At 66.1% G+C, this 17,574-nt stretch carries 17 protein-coding genes; all 17 read right to left on the bottom strand.

Features of this window, described 5'->3' with window-relative positions; translation table 11 throughout:
• On the bottom strand, window positions 1–1,062 hold a 1,062-nt coding region (locus tag WA965_RS13615), incomplete at its 3' end, for a CoA transferase (protein WP_526447627.1).
• A gap of 7 nt (window positions 1,063–1,069) precedes the next feature.
• A complete protein-coding gene (locus tag WA965_RS13610; protein WP_526296835.1) occupies window positions 1,070–2,035 on the bottom strand; it encodes an enoyl-CoA hydratase/isomerase family protein in 966 nt (321 codons plus the stop codon).
• A gap of 10 nt (window positions 2,036–2,045) precedes the next feature.
• On the bottom strand, window positions 2,046–3,182 hold the full coding sequence (locus WA965_RS13605) for a M24 family metallopeptidase (RefSeq protein WP_526296833.1): 1,137 nt from the start codon (window positions 3,180–3,182) through the stop codon (window positions 2,046–2,048).
• The gene (locus tag WA965_RS13600; RefSeq protein WP_526296831.1) at window positions 3,179–4,420 is read right to left on the bottom strand and encodes a M24 family metallopeptidase; all 1,242 of its coding nucleotides are present in this window, start codon (window positions 4,418–4,420) and stop codon (window positions 3,179–3,181) included. The genes WA965_RS13605 and WA965_RS13600 overlap by 4 nt, the downstream gene beginning before the upstream one ends.
• Window positions 4,417–5,622 carry an amidohydrolase family protein gene (locus WA965_RS13595; protein WP_526296829.1) on the bottom strand — a complete coding sequence of 402 codons (1,206 nt, stop codon included), beginning with the start codon at window positions 5,620–5,622 and terminating at the stop codon, window positions 4,417–4,419. The genes WA965_RS13600 and WA965_RS13595 overlap by 4 nt, the downstream gene beginning before the upstream one ends.
• Window positions 5,623–5,673: 51 nt before the next feature.
• Entirely contained in the window at window positions 5,674–6,909 is a 1,236-nt protein-coding gene (locus WA965_RS13590; RefSeq protein WP_526296827.1) for a cytochrome P450, read from the bottom strand.
• A 10-nt stretch (window positions 6,910–6,919) separates the two neighbouring features.
• A complete protein-coding gene (locus tag WA965_RS13585; protein WP_526296826.1) occupies window positions 6,920–7,114 on the bottom strand; it encodes a ferredoxin in 195 nt (64 codons plus the stop codon).
• A gap of 1 nt (window position 7,115) precedes the next feature.
• Window positions 7,116–7,790 carry a TetR/AcrR family transcriptional regulator gene (locus WA965_RS13580; protein ID WP_526296824.1) on the bottom strand — a complete coding sequence of 225 codons (675 nt, stop codon included), beginning with the start codon at window positions 7,788–7,790 and terminating at the stop codon, window positions 7,116–7,118.
• A 33-nt stretch (window positions 7,791–7,823) separates the two neighbouring features.
• A complete protein-coding gene (locus tag WA965_RS13575; RefSeq protein WP_526296822.1) occupies window positions 7,824–8,648 on the bottom strand; it encodes an SDR family NAD(P)-dependent oxidoreductase in 825 nt (274 codons plus the stop codon).
• Window positions 8,641–9,468 carry an alpha/beta fold hydrolase gene (locus tag WA965_RS13570; RefSeq protein WP_526296820.1) on the bottom strand — a complete coding sequence of 276 codons (828 nt, stop codon included), beginning with the start codon at window positions 9,466–9,468 and terminating at the stop codon, window positions 8,641–8,643. The genes WA965_RS13575 and WA965_RS13570 overlap by 8 nt, the downstream gene beginning before the upstream one ends.
• Window positions 9,465–10,055, bottom strand: a complete 591-nt coding sequence (locus WA965_RS13565) for an NADPH-dependent FMN reductase (RefSeq protein ID WP_526296818.1) — start codon at window positions 10,053–10,055, stop codon at window positions 9,465–9,467. Before WA965_RS13565 ends, WA965_RS13570 begins: the two co-directional genes overlap by 4 nt.
• Before the next feature lie 8 nt (window positions 10,056–10,063).
• Window positions 10,064–11,062 carry a cyclase family protein gene (locus WA965_RS13560; RefSeq protein WP_526296816.1) on the bottom strand — a complete coding sequence of 333 codons (999 nt, stop codon included), beginning with the start codon at window positions 11,060–11,062 and terminating at the stop codon, window positions 10,064–10,066.
• A 2-nt stretch (window positions 11,063–11,064) separates the two neighbouring features.
• The gene (locus WA965_RS13555) at window positions 11,065–11,904 is read right to left on the bottom strand and encodes a coniferyl-alcohol dehydrogenase (protein ID WP_526296814.1); all 840 of its coding nucleotides are present in this window, start codon (window positions 11,902–11,904) and stop codon (window positions 11,065–11,067) included.
• Window positions 11,905–11,906: 2 nt separating this feature from the next.
• Entirely contained in the window at window positions 11,907–13,223 is a 1,317-nt protein-coding gene (locus WA965_RS13550) for an LLM class flavin-dependent oxidoreductase (protein WP_526296812.1), read from the bottom strand.
• On the bottom strand, window positions 13,220–14,980 hold the full coding sequence (locus WA965_RS13545) for an FAD-dependent oxidoreductase (protein ID WP_526296810.1): 1,761 nt from the start codon (window positions 14,978–14,980) through the stop codon (window positions 13,220–13,222). The genes WA965_RS13550 and WA965_RS13545 overlap by 4 nt, the downstream gene beginning before the upstream one ends.
• Entirely contained in the window at window positions 14,977–15,927 is a 951-nt protein-coding gene (locus WA965_RS13540) for a 3-carboxyethylcatechol 2,3-dioxygenase (RefSeq protein WP_526296808.1), read from the bottom strand. Before WA965_RS13540 ends, WA965_RS13545 begins: the two co-directional genes overlap by 4 nt.
• Window positions 15,845–17,554 carry a bifunctional 3-(3-hydroxy-phenyl)propionate/3-hydroxycinnamic acid hydroxylase gene (locus WA965_RS13535; RefSeq protein ID WP_526296806.1) on the bottom strand — a complete coding sequence of 570 codons (1,710 nt, stop codon included), beginning with the start codon at window positions 17,552–17,554 and terminating at the stop codon, window positions 15,845–15,847. The genes WA965_RS13540 and WA965_RS13535 overlap by 83 nt, the downstream gene beginning before the upstream one ends.
• Window positions 17,555–17,574: the final 20 nt, after the last annotated feature.

Below are 17,574 nucleotides of genomic sequence, written 5' to 3'. Positions count from 1 at the left end.
CCGCAGCACCGCGGGCGCCAGGCGGTACGGCGGACCGGGCTGGGTGAAACCGTCCCGCGGGTTGAGGATGAACGAGCCGCGCGCGACGAAGTGGTCCAGCGAGTCGACGTTCGCACCGTGGGCGACCGGGGCGTTCGGGATGCGGAACGCGGTGGCAAGATCTCTGATCTCGGCAACGGTCTGGTCGGCCACCCAGGCGTAGAGGTCGTCGGCCCTCTCGTTGGCCTGCTGGGTGATCGACAGCGGCGACTCCTCGTCGATCCACTCCTGATGGCCGGTCATCGCACACAGGTCGAACCACTGTTGGGCGGTGCCGCACCCGATGTCGACCAGTCCGTCCTTCGCGCGTGCGATGCCGGGAACGGTCAACCTGCGCGCATCGCGCCACGGCCTGCCCAGGATCTCGAAGTAGCTCACCGGGTAGTAGGTCAGCCCGAGTATCGCCGTCTCCAGCATCGACAGGTCGACCAGTTCGGCGCCACCCCGCATCCGCGAGGTCAGCGTGGCCGCGCTGGCGTACGCGCCGGCCAGGTACTCCCCGACCTGTCCACCGACGTAGACCGGCGCCCGGTCCGGGGCGCCGCGGCCAAGGCCGACGATGCCGCCCGACCACGCCTGCAGGGTGAATTCTGTTGCCGGATGGTCACTCCACGGGCCCTCGAGGCCGAACGCCGTGATCGCGGTGACGGTCAGGTGCGGGTGCCGGTCTCGGATCGTCTCCGGGTGGAAGTCGGGATGCTCGGCCAGGCTCGAACCCCGCGACCACACGACCGCATCCGCATCGGCGAGCATCGCGTTGACGAAGTCGCCGTCCGACGTCGCGTCGCCCACCACGCTGCGCTTCGAGCACCCCAGGTAGCTGAACAGCGCGCCGTCGGCGCCCTCGGCGATCTCCGCCCCCGACGCCGACCATTTGCGCAGCGGATCACCTTGTGGTGTCTCGACTTTGACGATCTCTGCGCCACCGTCAGCGAGCAGTTTGGTGCAGTAGGCGCCGGCGATCCCACTGGACAGGTCGACGACGACGTAGCCGGAGAGTGGTGGATCAGGCAAAGCGGACACCGATGCTCTAGTCCTCCTTGGCCCGGTTGCGTTTACTCAGCCGGAACTCGGGCGGGAACTTGCTGTCATTGTCGTTGACCGCCGCGGACAGGCCGGAGTCGATCGACTCGAACATGTCGAGGTCGTCGTCGCTGTCGTTGGCGACCCCGTTGCCCATCGACTCGAAGAACGCGCTGAGCAGACTGCCCATGTACTCGCCCTGCTGCTGTTTGAAGATCTCGAAGAACATCTTCTGCTGAAAGACGGTGTCCACGGGCCGGTTCCGAGCACAGGCCCGGGCGTACTTCAGGGTCTCGGCCTCCAACTGGTCGCGAGCCACCACCTTGTTCAGGAAGTTGCAGTCATACATCTCGGCAGCGGTGAACGGACGGCCGGTGAAGACCATCTCCTGGAACTTGCGCAGCCCCATCATCTGCACCCAGGTCCACATGCGCGGGCCCCAGCCGTGGTAACGGAACGACGGATGGCCGAACAGCGCGTCGTCCGACGAGATCACCAGGTCGGCGTCGGCGCACTGGTAGAAGTGCCAGCCGTAGCAGTACCCTTTGGCCTCGACGATGCTGATCTTCTTGAAGTCCTGTAGCGCGCGGTTGCCCGCTTGTGAGTTCGCGTACCAGGAGCTGATGGTGGCGCCGTTGCGGAACGTGCCCTTGGGGGGGTAGGTGACCTCGCCGACGCCGTCATCCTCCAGCCGCAGTTCGGCCAGCCGCGCGGACGGATTCTCATTGCCCTCCATGAACTCCGGAAGGTCGGCACCGCTGCCCAGGTTATCCCCGACGCCGCGGATGATCACCACCTTCACGTCGTTGTCGGTGTTGGCCGCACGCAGCACATCGGCATAACGCAACCGCGCCATGGACGTCGGCGCGTTGAGGAATTCCGGACGGTTGAAGGTGATGGTGGCGATCTTGGTCTTGGGATCCTTCTCGTAGAGGATGATCTCCTCTGCCGAAGGACGCTCTTGCTCGGTCATGTATTGTCCCTCAGCTGATTCCGGCGCCGGCCTGGGCCGGGAATGGACTGGCCGTGAGCACTTCGGCTCCGGATTCGGTGATCAGCACCGCATCGCGGCGGAACACCGCACCGATACCTGCCTGCCACACATATGCCGTGACAGCCAGCACCATGCCAGGATCCAGATGCTCAGCGGCCGATGTCTGCGCCAGGTCAGGCGAGACCACCGGCGGGTCGAAGCCGAGGCCGAGGCCGTGGGCCACCGGCATCGGCGGCAGCGACTCGCCCGCCGCCTCGTAGGCGCCGAACAGATCGCTGGCCGGAACCCCGGGCCGACACGCTGCCACAAGCCTGTCCCGCAGTTCATCTGCACGGGTGAAGAGTGTGTCAGCGCCCTTGACGTCGCCGACCGGCCAGGTGCGCCCCACCTCGCCGACATAGCCGTTGGCCAGCGCGCCGGATGCGAAGGCCACCAGGTCACCGTCGGCGACCCTGCGATCTCGCCGACCCACCCGCCACGACTGTTCGCGCGGCGTGATCCACGCCCCGTCCTGGGTGGCCGACGTGCTGACCCCGCCTGCCGCCATCGCCTCGAGCATGACTCCGGTGAGCGCCTGTTCGCTTGCTCCCGGCGCGAGTTCGGCCACCGCTGCAGCGAGGCCGTTCTCGGCGACCTCCAAAGCGCCCCGCAGCGAGCGGATCTCCGCTGCGGTCTTGATGCGGCGCGCCACCCTCATCACCTCCTCGCCGTCGACGAGTTCGGCGTTGGGGAACGCCATCGGCAGCAACTGGCCGAAAGTCGGTGACAGTGCATCGGTTCCGACACGTTTCGCCGTGGCCGACCCGTCGATGTTCTTGAGGACCTCGATGAGGGTCATCGGATTCCAGGCCAGCCCGTAGAGGTGATCGTGGCTGATCTCCTCGGGAATGCCCTCGTCCCAACTGCTGTTGAGGTGGATCTCGCCGGTCGCCCGCACGACGACACAGATCGGCGCGAACGGCCGGGTGCCCGCAACCCAGAGTTGCGGCGCCCCGGTCACATAACGCACATTGGCCTGACGACCCAACACCAGCACGTCGAGGTCGTTGGCCTCCATCTGCGCCAGGGCGCGCTCCCGCCTCCCGGTGCGTAACGGCAGGTCGTCGGGCAGGATCTCGAGCGTCATGAGGCGTGTCCGTACGGTGCGTAGGGGTAGTCGGTGATGGATTGATATCCGTCCTCGGTGATGACCACGATCTCCTCGCTGCGGTAGCCGCCCGTTCCGTCCTCCCAGACCACGGGTTCGAGAACCAGCAGCATGCCTGCCGGGAAGACGAAGTTGTCGTCGAACTCCTGACCCAGATCGGTTCCGATCATCGGCATCTCAGCGGCGTTGGTGCCGATGCCGTGACCCAGGTAGAAGTGCGGCAGCCAGGGTTTTGTCCCTCCGTTGGCGGCGATCGCCGCGCGCGCCAGATCACCGCAGGTGGCGCCGGCCCTGGTGACCGCCAGTACCGCGTCGAGGATCTCCCGCCATTTGACGAACTGTGCCTGCTGCCGGTCCGACGGTTCGTCGCCGACCAGCCAGGTACGCCCGAAGTCCGAGCAGTATCCCTCGTAGGTGATGCTGACGTCGGTCCACAGCACGTCGCCCCGGGCCAGTTCCTTCTCGGTGGTCAGCAGCGGCAGCGCCAGGTCACCGGTGGTGGTCCAGACAGCGCCACTGTCCCGAGTCGTGGGCATCACCTGCCAGATGGCCTCGAGCATGTTCGCGGTGGCGCCGAGTTCGAATGCGCGCCGGACGAACTGCGCCGACAGATCGATCTGGCGCACCCCCGGCACCAGCGACTTCTGCACATCGACGACGGCCTGCTCGGTGATTCGGCATGCCTTGCGGACCGCCGAGATCTGATCGACCGTCTTGACCAGCTTGGCCGGCCCGATCACCTGCGCCGCGTCCGACGGCAGACCGGTAGGAAACAGCCGCCCTGACGCCCGTCGCATCGCACCGGTCAGTTCGTCGACGGCCACTGTGGCCCCGGGTGGCAGCAGATCGGCCAGGATCGATCCGAAATGGTCGACACCCTCGTCGAATTCGAGGTACAGCGGGCCGTGCACATGATCGGCGGGAAGCTCCGAGTCGAAGGACGTGCCCTCCCGGAACGGCATGAACAGGTGCGGGTGCTCATCGTCGGCGAGCACCACCGCGATCGGCCGTTCGACATGGGACAGGCCGGCGTCCAGCAGGGGCCAGCTGGCACCCGTGGCGTACACCACGTTGCCGTTGCCGAGGAGCACCAGTGCGTCGACACCCTTCGCACGCATCGAGTCGCGTAGCCGCGCGCCGCACTCGCGGTACATCCTGGCGCGGTCGGGTAGGTCCGGGATGTCGAGCAGCGACGATCCGGCGAACGTCGCCGTCATGACGCGTCAACCGGAAGGCCGAGGAACTTCTTGACGTTGGTGCTGACGATCTTGACCGCGTTGTCCGCACCCACCGCGTCGACGACCGACGCCAGCGACTTCTCGGAGTACCCGAAGGTGCTCTCGTTGTGCGGGTAGTCCGAGGACCACATGACGTTGTCGACCCCGATGCGGTCGATCAACTGCAGGCCCAGCGGATCAACCATGAACGAGGCGCTCATGTGGTTGTCCCAGTAGTGATGAACGCCGTGCTCGAGTTGATGGTTGAACATGTGCCGGTAGGAGGCGAGCATGTGTTCGGCGTCCTGAAGTGCGGTCGGAACCCAGGCGATCCCGCCCTCGAACCAGCCGATCTTCAGCGAGGGATGCCGATCGAGGATGCCGGAGAACACGTACTTGGCGAACTGCTCACGGAACGAGTCGACGTTGACCATCATGCCGACCACGACGCTGTTGTTCTGGCAGGGCGTTTTCGGGGGCGTCTCGCCGATGTGATGGCTGACCGGCAACCCTGCTGCCTCGATCTCGTCCCAGACGGCGTCCATGGCCGTGCTGCCGTAGTCGTAGATGTTGCCGTCGTCGTCCTTGCCGGGATTGAGCGGCAGCAGGAATGTCCGCAGTCCCAGGGACTTCAGCTCCTCGAGGGTGCTTCGCGTGCCACGGGGATCCCACCAGTTGATCAGGCCGACACCGTTGAAATGCCCGTTGGAACGCTCCTGCAGGTCGGCGATGTGCTCGTTGTAGATCCGGAACACTCTCTCGCGCAGGGACTTGTCCGGATAGTGGAACAGCGCCAGCACCGCGTTCGGGAAGGCCAGTTCCTTGTCGATGCCGTCCTGCTTGAGCTCCTTGATGCGCGCGTCGATGTTGTTCGACGCGGCCCCGGCGAGGTCGTCGTACTGCATGAGCACCCGGCCGAAATCGCCGCCGGTCCACGCCTTGCCCTTCATGCCGACCATGTACGCGCCGTCCTCGTACCAGATGCGCGGGGCCGCGCCCTTGAGTTCCTCGGGAAACCGCTCATAGAAGATGTCATCGGCGACCGAGATGTGATTGTCCGCCGAGAAGATCTCGGTTCCTTCGGGGAGTCCTGCGATACCGCCACTGGCGTGGCCGTGGCGGTTCTTCGGTGCGCCCCATCCTTCGGGGGGATAAAGCGTCGTCACCGGACGGGTGGGCGAGGGAACTGTCGGAGTGGACATCGTTGGTGCTCCAATCGGGCTGTGGTGCAGGGCTGTTGATTTGCGCGGTGACTACCAGGCCACCGGAAGTTCGTAGACGCCGTAGGCGAGGCGATCGTGTTTGAACGGCACCTCGTCGAACGGGATCGCCAGCCGCATCGCCGGAATGCGGCGCAGCAGCGTGTGGAAGACGATCTGCAGTTCGGCGCGGGCGAGTTGCTGACCGACGCATTGGTGCCGTCCGTAACCGAACCCCAGTTGCTGGCCGGCGTCGCGAGTGAAGTCCAGCTTGTCGGGCTGCGGGAACGCGGCGGCATCCCAGTTGGCCGGAGCGAGGTCGATGATGATGCCCTCGCCCGCTCTGATGGTCTCCCCGGCGATCTCGATGTCCTCGATGGCCACGCGACGCTGACCGTTCTGGATGATCGACAGGTAGCGCATCAGCTCCTCGGCGGCGTTGGCGATGAACTTCGGGTCATCGGAATCTCGCAGTAGCGCAGCCTGTTCGGGGTTCTCCAGCAACGCCAGCACGCCGATGCCGATCATGTTGGCGGTGGTCTCGTGGCCGGCGATCAGGAGCCCGGTGCCCAACTGCGCGGCTTCCTTCACGCTGATCTCGCCGGCGGTCACCCGTTCGGCGAGATCGGACACCGCGTCCTCGGACGGCTCGGCCATCTTCTTCTCGACGAGGTCGATCAGGTACTTGTGAAGGCTCATCGCCCCCTTCTGCATGGCATCCGCGGCCGCAAAGCGTGCCAGTCCGACGTTGGCGTGATGCTGGAAGAACTCGTGGTCCTCGTAGGGCACGCCGAGCATCTCGCTGATCACCTTGGTCGGCACGGGCAGTGCGAGTTTGGCGACGATGTCGGCGGGCTGCGGACCCGCGAGGATGTCATCGATGCATTCGTCGGTGACCTCCTGAATAGCCGACCGCAGCGCCTCGACCCGCCTGAAGGTGAACGGCTTGGACAGCATCCGGCGGAACCGGGTGTGTTCCTCGGCATCGGCGGTGAAGACCGACCGTGGGCGCTTGTTCACCGTGGAGAGCATGTGCTCGTTCCAGTGTGGAAAACCCTCGCGGCGGTCGTCGACACTGACCCTGGGATCGGCGAACAGCGCCTTCGCCACCTCGTGGCCGGTGATCAGCCAGGGGGTGGTGCCGTTCCAGATCCGTACCCGCGACAGCGGCCGGCTCTCCCCCATCTCAAGCATCGGCAGTGGCGGCGAGAACGGGCAGCGGGCTTCCCGTTCCATCGGGTACTCGGGGACGTCAGCCGAAACATGCCCGGCGGCAAGGGTGTCTGTCATGTCTTCTCCGTCATTCCTCGATCTGGATGGCCAGGGCCGGGCAGGCGGCCGCGGCCCTGCGGGTTTCCTCGGCGTGGGCGGGTCCGGGCTCGTCGACCAACAGCACCACCACGCCGTCGTCGTCGCGCTGGTCGAACACATCACCGGCATTCATCACGCACATTCCGGATGACACGCACTTGTCCTGGTCGACGGTGACCTTCATGTCAGGGCAACTCCGTGACGGGGGCGTGCCAGAGTCCGACGATGGCGTCGATCAGGCCCGACGCGGCGGCCTGCCATGACGTCCGGGCGACCGGAGACCCCTGTGCCAGCAGCCGTTCGCGATCAGCGCAGCTGTGCATCAGCAGGTTGCGTCCCATGATGTTGCGCTCGATCCGGACGTCGACGGGAAGGTCCGGCAGGCAGGTGTTGATCCCGTCGAGCACCCGGACCAGCGACGGTGAGGACAACGCGTCTTTGACGACGATGTTGTGATACGCGGGATCGGTCATCACCTGCGCGGCGAAGCGCGCATACCACGTCGGATTACCCAGTGCAGCAAGGTGATCGGTCAACGGACAGACCAGCGCGGCGACCCAGTCCCGCATCTGCGTCGAGTCGCCGATGTCGGCGATACGCCGCTCCCGCAACTCCTCGATCGGCAGTCGATGCTTGTGCTCGATCGCACGCACCAGATCGGTCTTGGTACCGAAGTGGTATCCGACGGCCGCGTTGTTGCCCTGTCCTGCGGCTTCACTGACCTGCCTGTTCGACACGGCGAACACACCGTGTTCGGCGTAGAGACGCTCCGCCGCCTTCAGGATCGCCTCTTGCGTACCGGTGGCGCGATCGGCGCGCACGCTACGGGCTGTGGTCACCACTTCAGTGAACCCGGTCACACCGGCTAAGTCAAGCGACTGATTTAAAGAAGTTCAGGGCGCCGGTGCGTCGGACTTCGCGGACTTGCGGACGAGCACTTTGCCGGCGACGGTGCCGCCATCGATCGGCAGCACGGTGCCGGTCACGTAGCGCGACCGGTCCGTCGCGAAGTAGAGAGCCGCCTCGGCGACGTCGTCGACGGTGCCCTCCCTCTTGAGGGGTCGGTCGTCGCGCATCTGCTGGCGGATCTTCGCCTCGAACTGCTCGAGTTTCTCCAGATCCTCCCCGGCCGCCGACTTGCGCACGATTGCGGTGCGGATGTTGCCCGGAGCGATCGCATTCACACGAACCTCGTAGTGCGCCAACTCGATTGCCGCACACTTCGTGAACTGGATGACCGCCGCTTTCGACGCCCGGTAGGTCATCACCCCGCCACCAGCCTGAATGCCGCCGATCGAGGTCAGGTTGATGATCGAGCCGCCGCCGTTCTCGGCCATGTGCCGACCGGCGTCGCGGGTACCGGCCATCACTGCCAACAGATTGACCGACATGACCTTGTGGAAGTCGGCGAGGTCGTCGTCGAACAGGCGCCGGTGCATGGTGCCCGACACCCCGGCATTGTTGACCATCACCTGCAGACCCCCGAAACGGTCGACGGCCGTCGCCACCAGTCGGGCCACCTGATCGATGTCGGACACATCGGCCTCGACGAACAGTGCGTCGGCACCGAGTTCGGTCGCCAATGCCGTACCGCTGTCGCCGTCGAGATCGCAGAACACCACCTTTGCGCCCTCGGCCGCGAACCGTCGCACCAGACCGGCGCCCAGACCTGAGGCACCACCGGTGACGATCGCGACCTTGCCTGCGAGTTCAGTCATTCAGGATCCCTTCGAAGAAGTCCAGCAGCAGCGCATTGACGGCCTCGGGTTGCTCGATCTGCGGACAGTGACCCGCATTCTCGATCACCGCAGCACGGCCGTGCGGGATCTGCGCGGCGATCTCGGCCGACCACCCCCCAGAAAGTAGTTTGTCGCCCTGTCCCTCCACCACCAGGACCGGGACGGTGATGCGGTCGTAGGCGCGCGCGCTGGTCGGCGTCGACGGCGTATCCAGGCCGGGGCGGCGAAAACGTGCTGCCGCCAGGGACTCCCACGCTCCGGGAGCGATGCTCGACTCGTAGCGACGCTGCACGTAGGTATTGTCCTGCGGATAGGACGGGTCGAAGAACAGGGCCTCGACGATCCGGCGCATGCCTGCCACAGTGGCGTCGTAGTCGTAGAGCGCGCCGACGTGCTCGTTGCGCTGGATGTCCCCACCGCCACAGATCGTCACCAGACTGCGGGCAGGCAACAGAGGGCTCTCCGAGGTGGCGTCGACGAGCATGTTCACTGCGCCCATCGAGTTCCCCACGAAGTGCGCGGCCTCGATGCCCATCGTCTCGCAGAAGCGGGCGATGTGTCTGATCCGCATGCCCCGCCCATCGGTGAAGTCCACCACCTTGGCCGATCCACCGAACCCGAGCATGTCGGGAGCGAGCACACGGTGGCGGGCGGCCAGCGCGTCGACGGTGTGCTCCCAGCCGATCGCGGCGTCGGCCCCGAACTCGCCTCCGTGCAGCAGGACGATCGGATCACCCTGTCCCGCTTCCAGGTAACTGGTGAGCAGGCCGTCGACCAGCACAGTGTGCCGATCGGTCACGCCGTCGCCTTCGCGGTCCCCGCGAATGCCAGCAGCTGGGTGGCCAGCAGGTCGAGCTGAGTGCCGACGGCGGCGCCCTGTTCGGAGTCGGCGAGCCCACCCGAAGGGTCCCAGACGTTCTCGGCGGAGTTGATGGCCACCCCGAGCGGCGTCGGCCAGGCCCGCAGCGCGTGCCCGATGCCCCGCAACTGAGTCAACGTGCCGACCGCGGCCTGCCAGCCGTAGGCGCAGCTGATGCAGCCCCACGGCGTGTTGTCGAGGTAGACGCGCGGGTCCTCCCGAAGATCCTCGATGTAGTCGAGCGCATTCTTCACCAGCCCGGATACCGCGCCGTGGTATCCCGGGGAGCCGACGACGACCGCGTCGGCATCCCGCAGAGCCGTCACCAGTTCGAGCGCGCGCGGTGTGCGGTTCAGTTCGTGCGGCGCGTACATCGGCAGGTCGAGGTCCTCGGCCGCGAACAGCCGGGTTCGTCCCCCTTGGCGCTCCACCGATTCCAGGCAGAGACGCAACGCGCGTTCAGTCGACGAGTTCGCGCGCAGCGTTCCGCCGAGACCGACGATGAACGGTGTTCTGATACTGGTCAATTCATCACTCACTTGATCGCAATCGGACTGACAGGGGCTCCCACCGCACCAACAACCTTCAGCGGCGACGCGAGGAGCTGGAATTCATAGACGCCGTCTGCGGCACAGTCGGCCGCCAACGGGCCGAGGTCCCAGTACTCGCCGAGCATCAAGCCCATGTCGCGCAGACACAACATGTGCATCGGAAGGAACGTGCCCTCGACGCCCTGGGCCGGATCGGGGTCCTCGACCATCAGGTTGTCCGCGGCCACGGCGGCGACGTCGTGCCGGTGCAGCCATGACGCACATGTCCAGTCCAGGCCGGAGCCGGCTTCCGCGCCGTCGCCGGTGGACAGGAACCGCGTCCACCATCCGGTGTGCACGACGATGATGTCGCCCGACCGGATCTCCACACCCTGCCGGGCGACGATCTCGTCGAGTTCGGAGGGCGTGATCGGTGTACCGGGCGCACAAAAAGTCTCGAGACCGCGGTGCGCCACCACGTCGAGGAGCACACCACGCGACGTGATGCCCTTGGCGTCAACCTTTTCGATACCACAGTGGAAGGCGCCGAAGCTGGTCACCGAATCGGCGGGAAACCCGTTGTACAGCTTGTCCTCGTAGTAGACATGCGACAGGGCGTCCCACTGGGTGGCGGCCTGCAGCGGCATCACGATCATGTCGTCGTTGAAGCGGAACGGGTTGTCGGCGAAGAAGGCGCTGACGTCGGCGGCCACTGCGTTACGCAACCACTCCGGGCCGTACCGGACCAGCGTCGAAGCATCACCACCGTCGACGGTCATCACGTGGACCGGGTTCTGCCGGAACTTGAACGCGCCCTGCGGTCCCGCCGAGCCGAAGTCGCCGCCGAGCGAGATGACCTTGCCCTTCTTGACCATTGCCGCCGCCTCGGCGACCTTGTCGGCCGTGATCAGGTTGAGGGTGCCGACCTCGTCGGCGTCGCCCCAGCGACCCCAGTTGCGCACCTCGTCCGCCATCTGCCGGAAGTCGGTCATGCTACCGGCCATGATCAGCTCCCCTGGGCCAGTTGGGCAGTGCGAATGCCGGTGGACAATCGCTCCGCGAGAATACCGCCGTCGGTCCACAACACCTGCCCGGTGATGTACCCAGCGGCAGGGCTACCCAGATACGCCAGTACCACGGCCTGCTCCTCGGCGGTCGACACCCGGCCCAGCGGCGCGGTGAACGAGTCCAGATACTGCTGTCCATAGGCGGACCGCAACTGGTCGAGTATCGGGGTCTCCGTGACGCCAGGGGCGGTGCAGTTGATCCGGATGCCCAGGGAACCCAGGTCGGAGGCACGGCGCATTCCGTAGAGGATGATCGCCTCCTTGGAGAGGCGGTAGCCGCCATCGGCGAGCGCATCCGGATTGTCAGCGCACCAGACCAATCCGGAGTCGACCGAGTCTGTATCGAGCAGGCCCTGGGTGGTGTGGGCGTTCTCCCGGTACGACGCCGCCGCCAATGAGGACACGTTGCAGATCGCCGAACCGGGAACCAGCCGTCCGACGAGCGCTTCGGTGAACTGCCGCATTCCCAGGAAGTTGATCCGGACGACCAGCACTGGATCCCCGATGCCCGAGGACACCCCGGCCACGTTGAAGAGCACATCGACAGGGCCCTCGACACTGCCGGCTGCCGCGTCGACAGAGCCAGGATCCGCCAGGTCGACCGTGACGAACTCGTCTACCGCAGACTGTGATTCAGTCGGAGCGCAGCGATCCAGACCCGTCACCCGTGCGCCGAGCTCGTGAAGTTGGTGCGCCAACTGCGCGCCGATGCCCGAGGCGCAGCCGGTGACCACGACATGCTTGCCGTCATAGCGGACCAGGCGGTCGAGGGTGGTCACGCTCAGCTCGCGGCTTGCTTGGCCTTGGCGTCCTTCTCCGCTTGAGCGGCCTTGACCCTGCCTTCGTTGATCTCCGCCATCGCCTCAGGAATCTCGCCGGCGGTGAACTTGCCACCGCGGCCGGTGGGCAGCCCGCCGAATTCGTAGGTCTCGTCGAACAGCGGCGCGTCCCAGGCCTGTCGTCGCGCCTCGACCTTCTCGATCACCGGCTCGAGACGTTTGGCCTTGTCCGCGACCGCTTTCGCGTCACGCTCGATGAACTCGGGAAGGATCTCCCTGCCCATGATCTCGATGGACTCCATCGTGCCCTCGTGGCTGCGCGGGTTCAGCAGCAGGATGATCTCGTCCACGCCGCTGGCTTCATAACCGCGCAGGAACTCCCGGACCGTGTCCGGTGAGCCGATCGCACCGCGGCCCGGTCCGTAGGCCAGCGTCGGATCCTCCTTGACGGCCTCTTCGTAGCGTTCCCACACCTTGGTGCGGCCGGGGGTGTGCATACCGGTCAGGTAGTAGTGCATGATCCCGAACGAGAAGAAGCCGCCGCCGATGCCGAGCCGTTTGAGCGCCTCGTCGTCTGATTTGGCCACCATCATCGACAGGTCGCCACCGATCGCCAGCAGATTCGGGTTGATCGCGGGGGTGATCGGGGTGCCCTTCTCTTCGAACTCTGCGTAGTAACCATCCACCCGGTCCTTGAGTGCCTCCGGGCCCGTGTACGCGAAACTCAGTGCACCGATGGCCTTCTGAGCGGCCATCTGAACCGACGACGGCCGGGTGCACGCCACCCAGACCGGCGGGTGCGGCTTCTGCAGAGGCTTGGGGATCACGTTCCGGGCGGGCATCTCGACGTGCTCGCCCTTGAATCCGGTGAACGGCTCCTCGGTCATGCATCGGATGGAGACCTCGAGTGCTTCTTCCCACTGCGCGCGCTTGTCGGCCGGGTCGATGTCGAACCCGCCGAGCTCGGCGACCGAGGACCCTTCACCGGTTCCGAATTCCACCCGGCCGTTGGACAGATGGTCCAGCGTGGCGACCCGCTCGGCGATCCGCGCCGGGTGATTGATCGGGGGCGGAAGGTGCATGACCCCGAAACCGAGCCGAATGTCCTTGGTGCGCTGGCTGGCCGCGGCCAGGAACATCTCGGGTGCGGTGGAGTGGCAGTACTCCTCGAGAAAGTGGTGCTCGGTGAGCCAGACGGTGGAGAACCCAGCCTTGTCAGCGAGTTCCACCTCGTCCAATCCATGCTGGAACAACTGGTGTTCGTCGTCCTCCGACCAGGGCCGGGGCAACGGGAACTCGTAGAACAGCGAAATCTTCACTTCTGTTTACCTCCTTGACGATCCGGCAAGACCGGTGGCTGAATCTGGGTTGAATCGGCGATGTGTCTGGCGGCCACGTACCCGAAGGCCATGGCGGGACCGATGGTTGCGCCCGCACCCGCGTAGCTGCGGCCCATCACGGCAGCGGAGGCATTGCCGACGGCGTAGAGCCCACTCACGACACTGTCGTCGGATCGCAGCACCCGCGCGAACTCGTCGGTGCGTAACCCTCCCGACGTGCCGAGATCACCCAGGATGATCTGGAACGCGTAGTACGGCGGCTCGCCGAGCGGGTGCAGGTTCGGATTGGGCAGGGTCGGATCGCCGTAATAGTTGTCGTAGGCGCTGTCACCGCGACAGAAGTCGTCATCGTGGCCGGAGTGCGCCAGCTGGTTGAATCGCTCTGCGGTGGCGCGCAATCGGGCAGCGGGAACCCCGATCTGGTCGGCCAGTTCCTCCCAGGTGGCGCCCTGTTTCACCACACCCGACTCCAACCAGGCCGCCGGCACCTTCCGACCGGTGGGCACCGGTGCGAACGGGACCTTCGGAATCGGCAGATGCCCGGCGACGACGTAGCGGTGGAACGACCGGATGTCGGTGACGAGCCAGCACGGGATGTGTGTCACACCGGACCTCTGACCGTCGATCATGGCGTGGGCGAAGTCCATGTACGGCGCCGCCTCGTTGATGAATCGATCGCCGGCACCGTTGACGACAAACTGTGCCGGCATCATGCGCTCGTTGAGCATGAACTGCAGCCGACCGTCCGGCCAGCAGATCGCCGGGAACCACCAGGCTTCGTCGAGCAGTTCGGTGGCGGCGCCGACCTTCTGCCCGGCCCGGATCCCGTCACCCATGGCGGCGGGATTGCCGAAGCTCCAGTCCTTCTCGACCTCCGGCAGGTGCTCGGAACGCCATTGCATGTCGTGGTCGAAGCCGCCGCTGGCGATCACGACCCCACGGGCGGCCCTGATCCGGACTGCGCGTCCGTCCTTCTCGACCACCGCGCCGATCACCGCACCGTCGACATCGGTGATCAACTCGGTCATCGGCGAGCTGAGCCACAGCGGGATGTCCTGCTGCTTCATCGCCAGCCGCAGTCGGGCCGCGAGCGACTGGCCGATCGCGGCCATCCGGTCGCCGAACACCCGCGCCCGGAACATCCGCCAGATCAGCTTCACCAGCACCGCCTTGCCGCGCCACGACTGCCGAACCTGGTAGAACAGCCGCAAGTCCTTCGGACCGAACCAGATTCCCCTGGGGGCCAGAGCGAGCGGCGCCAGCAGGTTCTGCTCCTCGTCGCCCAGCACGCGCAGGTCGATGGCCTCCACGTTGATCGTGCTGCCCAGCTCGGAGCCTCCAGGGGCTTCCGGGTAGTAGTCCGCGTAGCCGGGTTTCCACACGAAATCCAGCCACGGACTGAGCTTCTCGAGAAACTCCATCATCTCGGGGGCGGTATCGACGTACATGCGCAGCCGGGCGTCGCTCACCAGACCGCCGGTGATCTCCTTGAGGTAGGTGAAGACGTCATCGGGGTCGGGCACATGACCCGCGCGCCGCTGCGACGGTGCACCCGGCACCCAGATCCCACCGCCGGACAGCGCTGTCGAACCGCCGAAGTGGGCGGACTTCTCCACCACCAGCGTGTCGAGTCCGGCGGCATCGGCGGCCAGCGCCGCCGTCATCCCGCCGCCACCGGAACCGATCACCAGGACGTCGGCGACGTGGTCGAAATCCGGATCGATTGCCGAGCTCATGGCGTACTCACCGCCGTCCTGATGGCAAAGCCCGCGATCAGCTCCGGTGCCGCGCGGTAGAAGCGATCGCCGGTCCGGTAGCTCCCCTGCGCAGCGAGTGCGGCGAAGGCCGCCACCCAGGTACGGACCTCATGCGCCGAGTTCCCCGCCTGCGCAGCTATCCAGGTGTTGTCCCAGGCGTCGACCTCGTCCAGCCTCCCGGTGTCGACGAGGTCCAGAAAGGCGTGATCCCATTCGGGATTGAGCGGAGCGAGGCCGCCCCTGCCCGAGGCGAATTCGCGGGCGGCATCGATCACCGCCACCTGACGGGCCTGCCGCTGCTCGCTGGTCATGGGCTTGCCGTGCACGATCCGATCCAGCGCCGCCGGCGGCGCGGTGGCCAGCGTCGGCACCGGCGGATCGTGGGACAGACCGCCGGATCCGATCACCAGCACCCGCTTGCTCAGTCCTGCGAGATGTGCTCCGACGGCGGTGCCGAGCGCGCGGACCCGGTGCATCGGGCCCAGCGGAGTGGCCACCGAATTGATGAACACCGGGATCACCGGTTTGGCCACGGCATCGCCGAAGAGCTTCTCCAACGGCTGCACGGTGCCGTGGTCGACGTGCATCGCCGCCGAGATGGCGACATCGACCCCGGCGTCGAGAACCGCTCGGGCACAGTCGGTCGCCAGGCCCGCCGGCACGTCGAGAGCACCTCGGTAGGTGCCGTAGTCACCCACACCCTCGGCGGCGGTACCGATGCAGAACGGCGGCATCACGTTGTAGAAGAAGCCGTTGTAGTGGTCCGGGGAGAACGTGACGACGAGTTCGGGATCGAAGGCGGCGACGAACTCCCGGGTGTTCGCGATCGCCGACTCGATGTCGTCAAGGAGTTCCTGCGATGGTCCCGGAAGATTCAGTAGCGGACTGTGCGACATGCAGCACAGCGCGATCTGAGTCGTGGCCATTCGAATCGGAGCCTCCTTCCTGGGTCAGATGGAGTACGTCGACAATCGCCTCCGACATCTCTGGTGCGCGCTGGGCGATGCACGCCCCGGCGATACACCGATCGGGGCGGATGAACAGCACCGAATCGGTGTACACGTCGAACCACGACTTGAGTGCACCCGAGCGGTCCCCGACGGTCGTCACATCGGCGTCGTCATGCCCGGTCCAATGCAACTGTGTCATCGGCCGTGCTTCGACGAACTTCGCTCCCAGCGCTTTCCACCGGTCGAATGCGGCTTCACCGAGAACAGCACGCAGATTGTTGCTCCAGCACAGCACGGCGAATCCAGAGCCGAGCACTTCGTCGAGCAGCACGTTCTGCCGATCACGGGTGTCCACGCGCGGCTGGATGAACAGCGTGCCGGTCGGCGAGCTCACCCCGGGCCCCGCGGCGTCCGCATGATGGACCGCGCCCTGCTGGTATCGGGGCATCGGCTTGAACCGCATCTCCAGCACATAGCGCTTCAGCGACGGCACCACCGACGCGGCGTGAATGACACGGTCCCGCAACGCGGCCACCCGACGATTCGTCGGGGAGATGACCCGGCCCACCATCGTGGACAAGTCGATCATGGCGCGGGCGTGTTTGCGACGCTCGACGTCGTAGGTGTCGAGCAGCGCATCGCCGGCCCGCCCGGTCACCACAGCGGCCAACTTCCATCCGAGGTTGGCGGCATCCCGGATTCCGCTGTTGTAACCCTGGCCCTGCCACACCGGCATCAGGTGCGCGGCGTCACCGGCCAGCAGGAGTCGGCCCTCACGGAAGGACCCGGCGATCCGTGAGTGGTGGGTGTACACCCGGTGGCGGATCATGTCGACGCGCTCGGGATGCGGAACCAGTTGCGCAAGCATGCGTCGGACGAAGGCCGGATCGTCGGCCAATTCGTCTGATTCGTCGGGGTGGATCAGGAACTCGAAGCGCCGGATGCCGTGGGCGATGGAGATCGAGACATACGGCCGCCGAGGGTCCGCCCCGACCTCGCTGTTCGGGTGACCCAGCGGATCGTTGGCCACATCGACGACCAGCCAGCGCGTTGATGACGTGGTGCCGTCGAACGACACACCCATCAGGCGGCGCGTGACGCTGCGGCCGCCGTCGCAGCCCACCAGGTAGCGCGCGCGTACCGGATCCCGGCCGTCGGTGAACTGCACGGTCACGCCGTCCGAGGTCTGCACGCACGTCTGCATCTGCCGACCGAACCGGACCTCGACATGTTCGAATCGTTCGAGACCGCGGCACAATTCGGCGTCGACCATGGGCTGGACGAAGCCGTTTCGCTTGGGCCAGCCGAATCGGGCGTCGGGCGGGGCCATCTGGACGAGCAGTCGGCGCTTGGCATCAAAGAAGCGCAGGATCTGATTCGGCACGGTGTGCGGCAGCACACGATCGACCAGTCCGATCGATTGGAAGGTGCGCAGCGCCTCGTCGTCCAGGCCGACACCCCGGGGATAGTCGATCAGGGTGTCGCGCTCCTCGACCACCAGAGTGCGAACACCCTGCAGGCCAAGGATGTTCGCCAGGGTCAGTCCGGACGGCCCGGCCCCGACGATGACGACGTCGACGTCGACGTCGTTGTCGGTGGTCATCGGCGCACTCGGTTCGTCGC

The sequence above is a fragment of the Mycobacterium sp. genome, assembly GCF_049683935.1.
In the GTDB taxonomy this organism is placed as follows: domain Bacteria; phylum Actinomycetota; class Actinomycetes; order Mycobacteriales; family Mycobacteriaceae; genus Mycobacterium.
The sequence above is the reverse complement of the archived record's forward strand: the minus strand, read 5'-3'. Positions and strand labels throughout refer to the sequence as shown.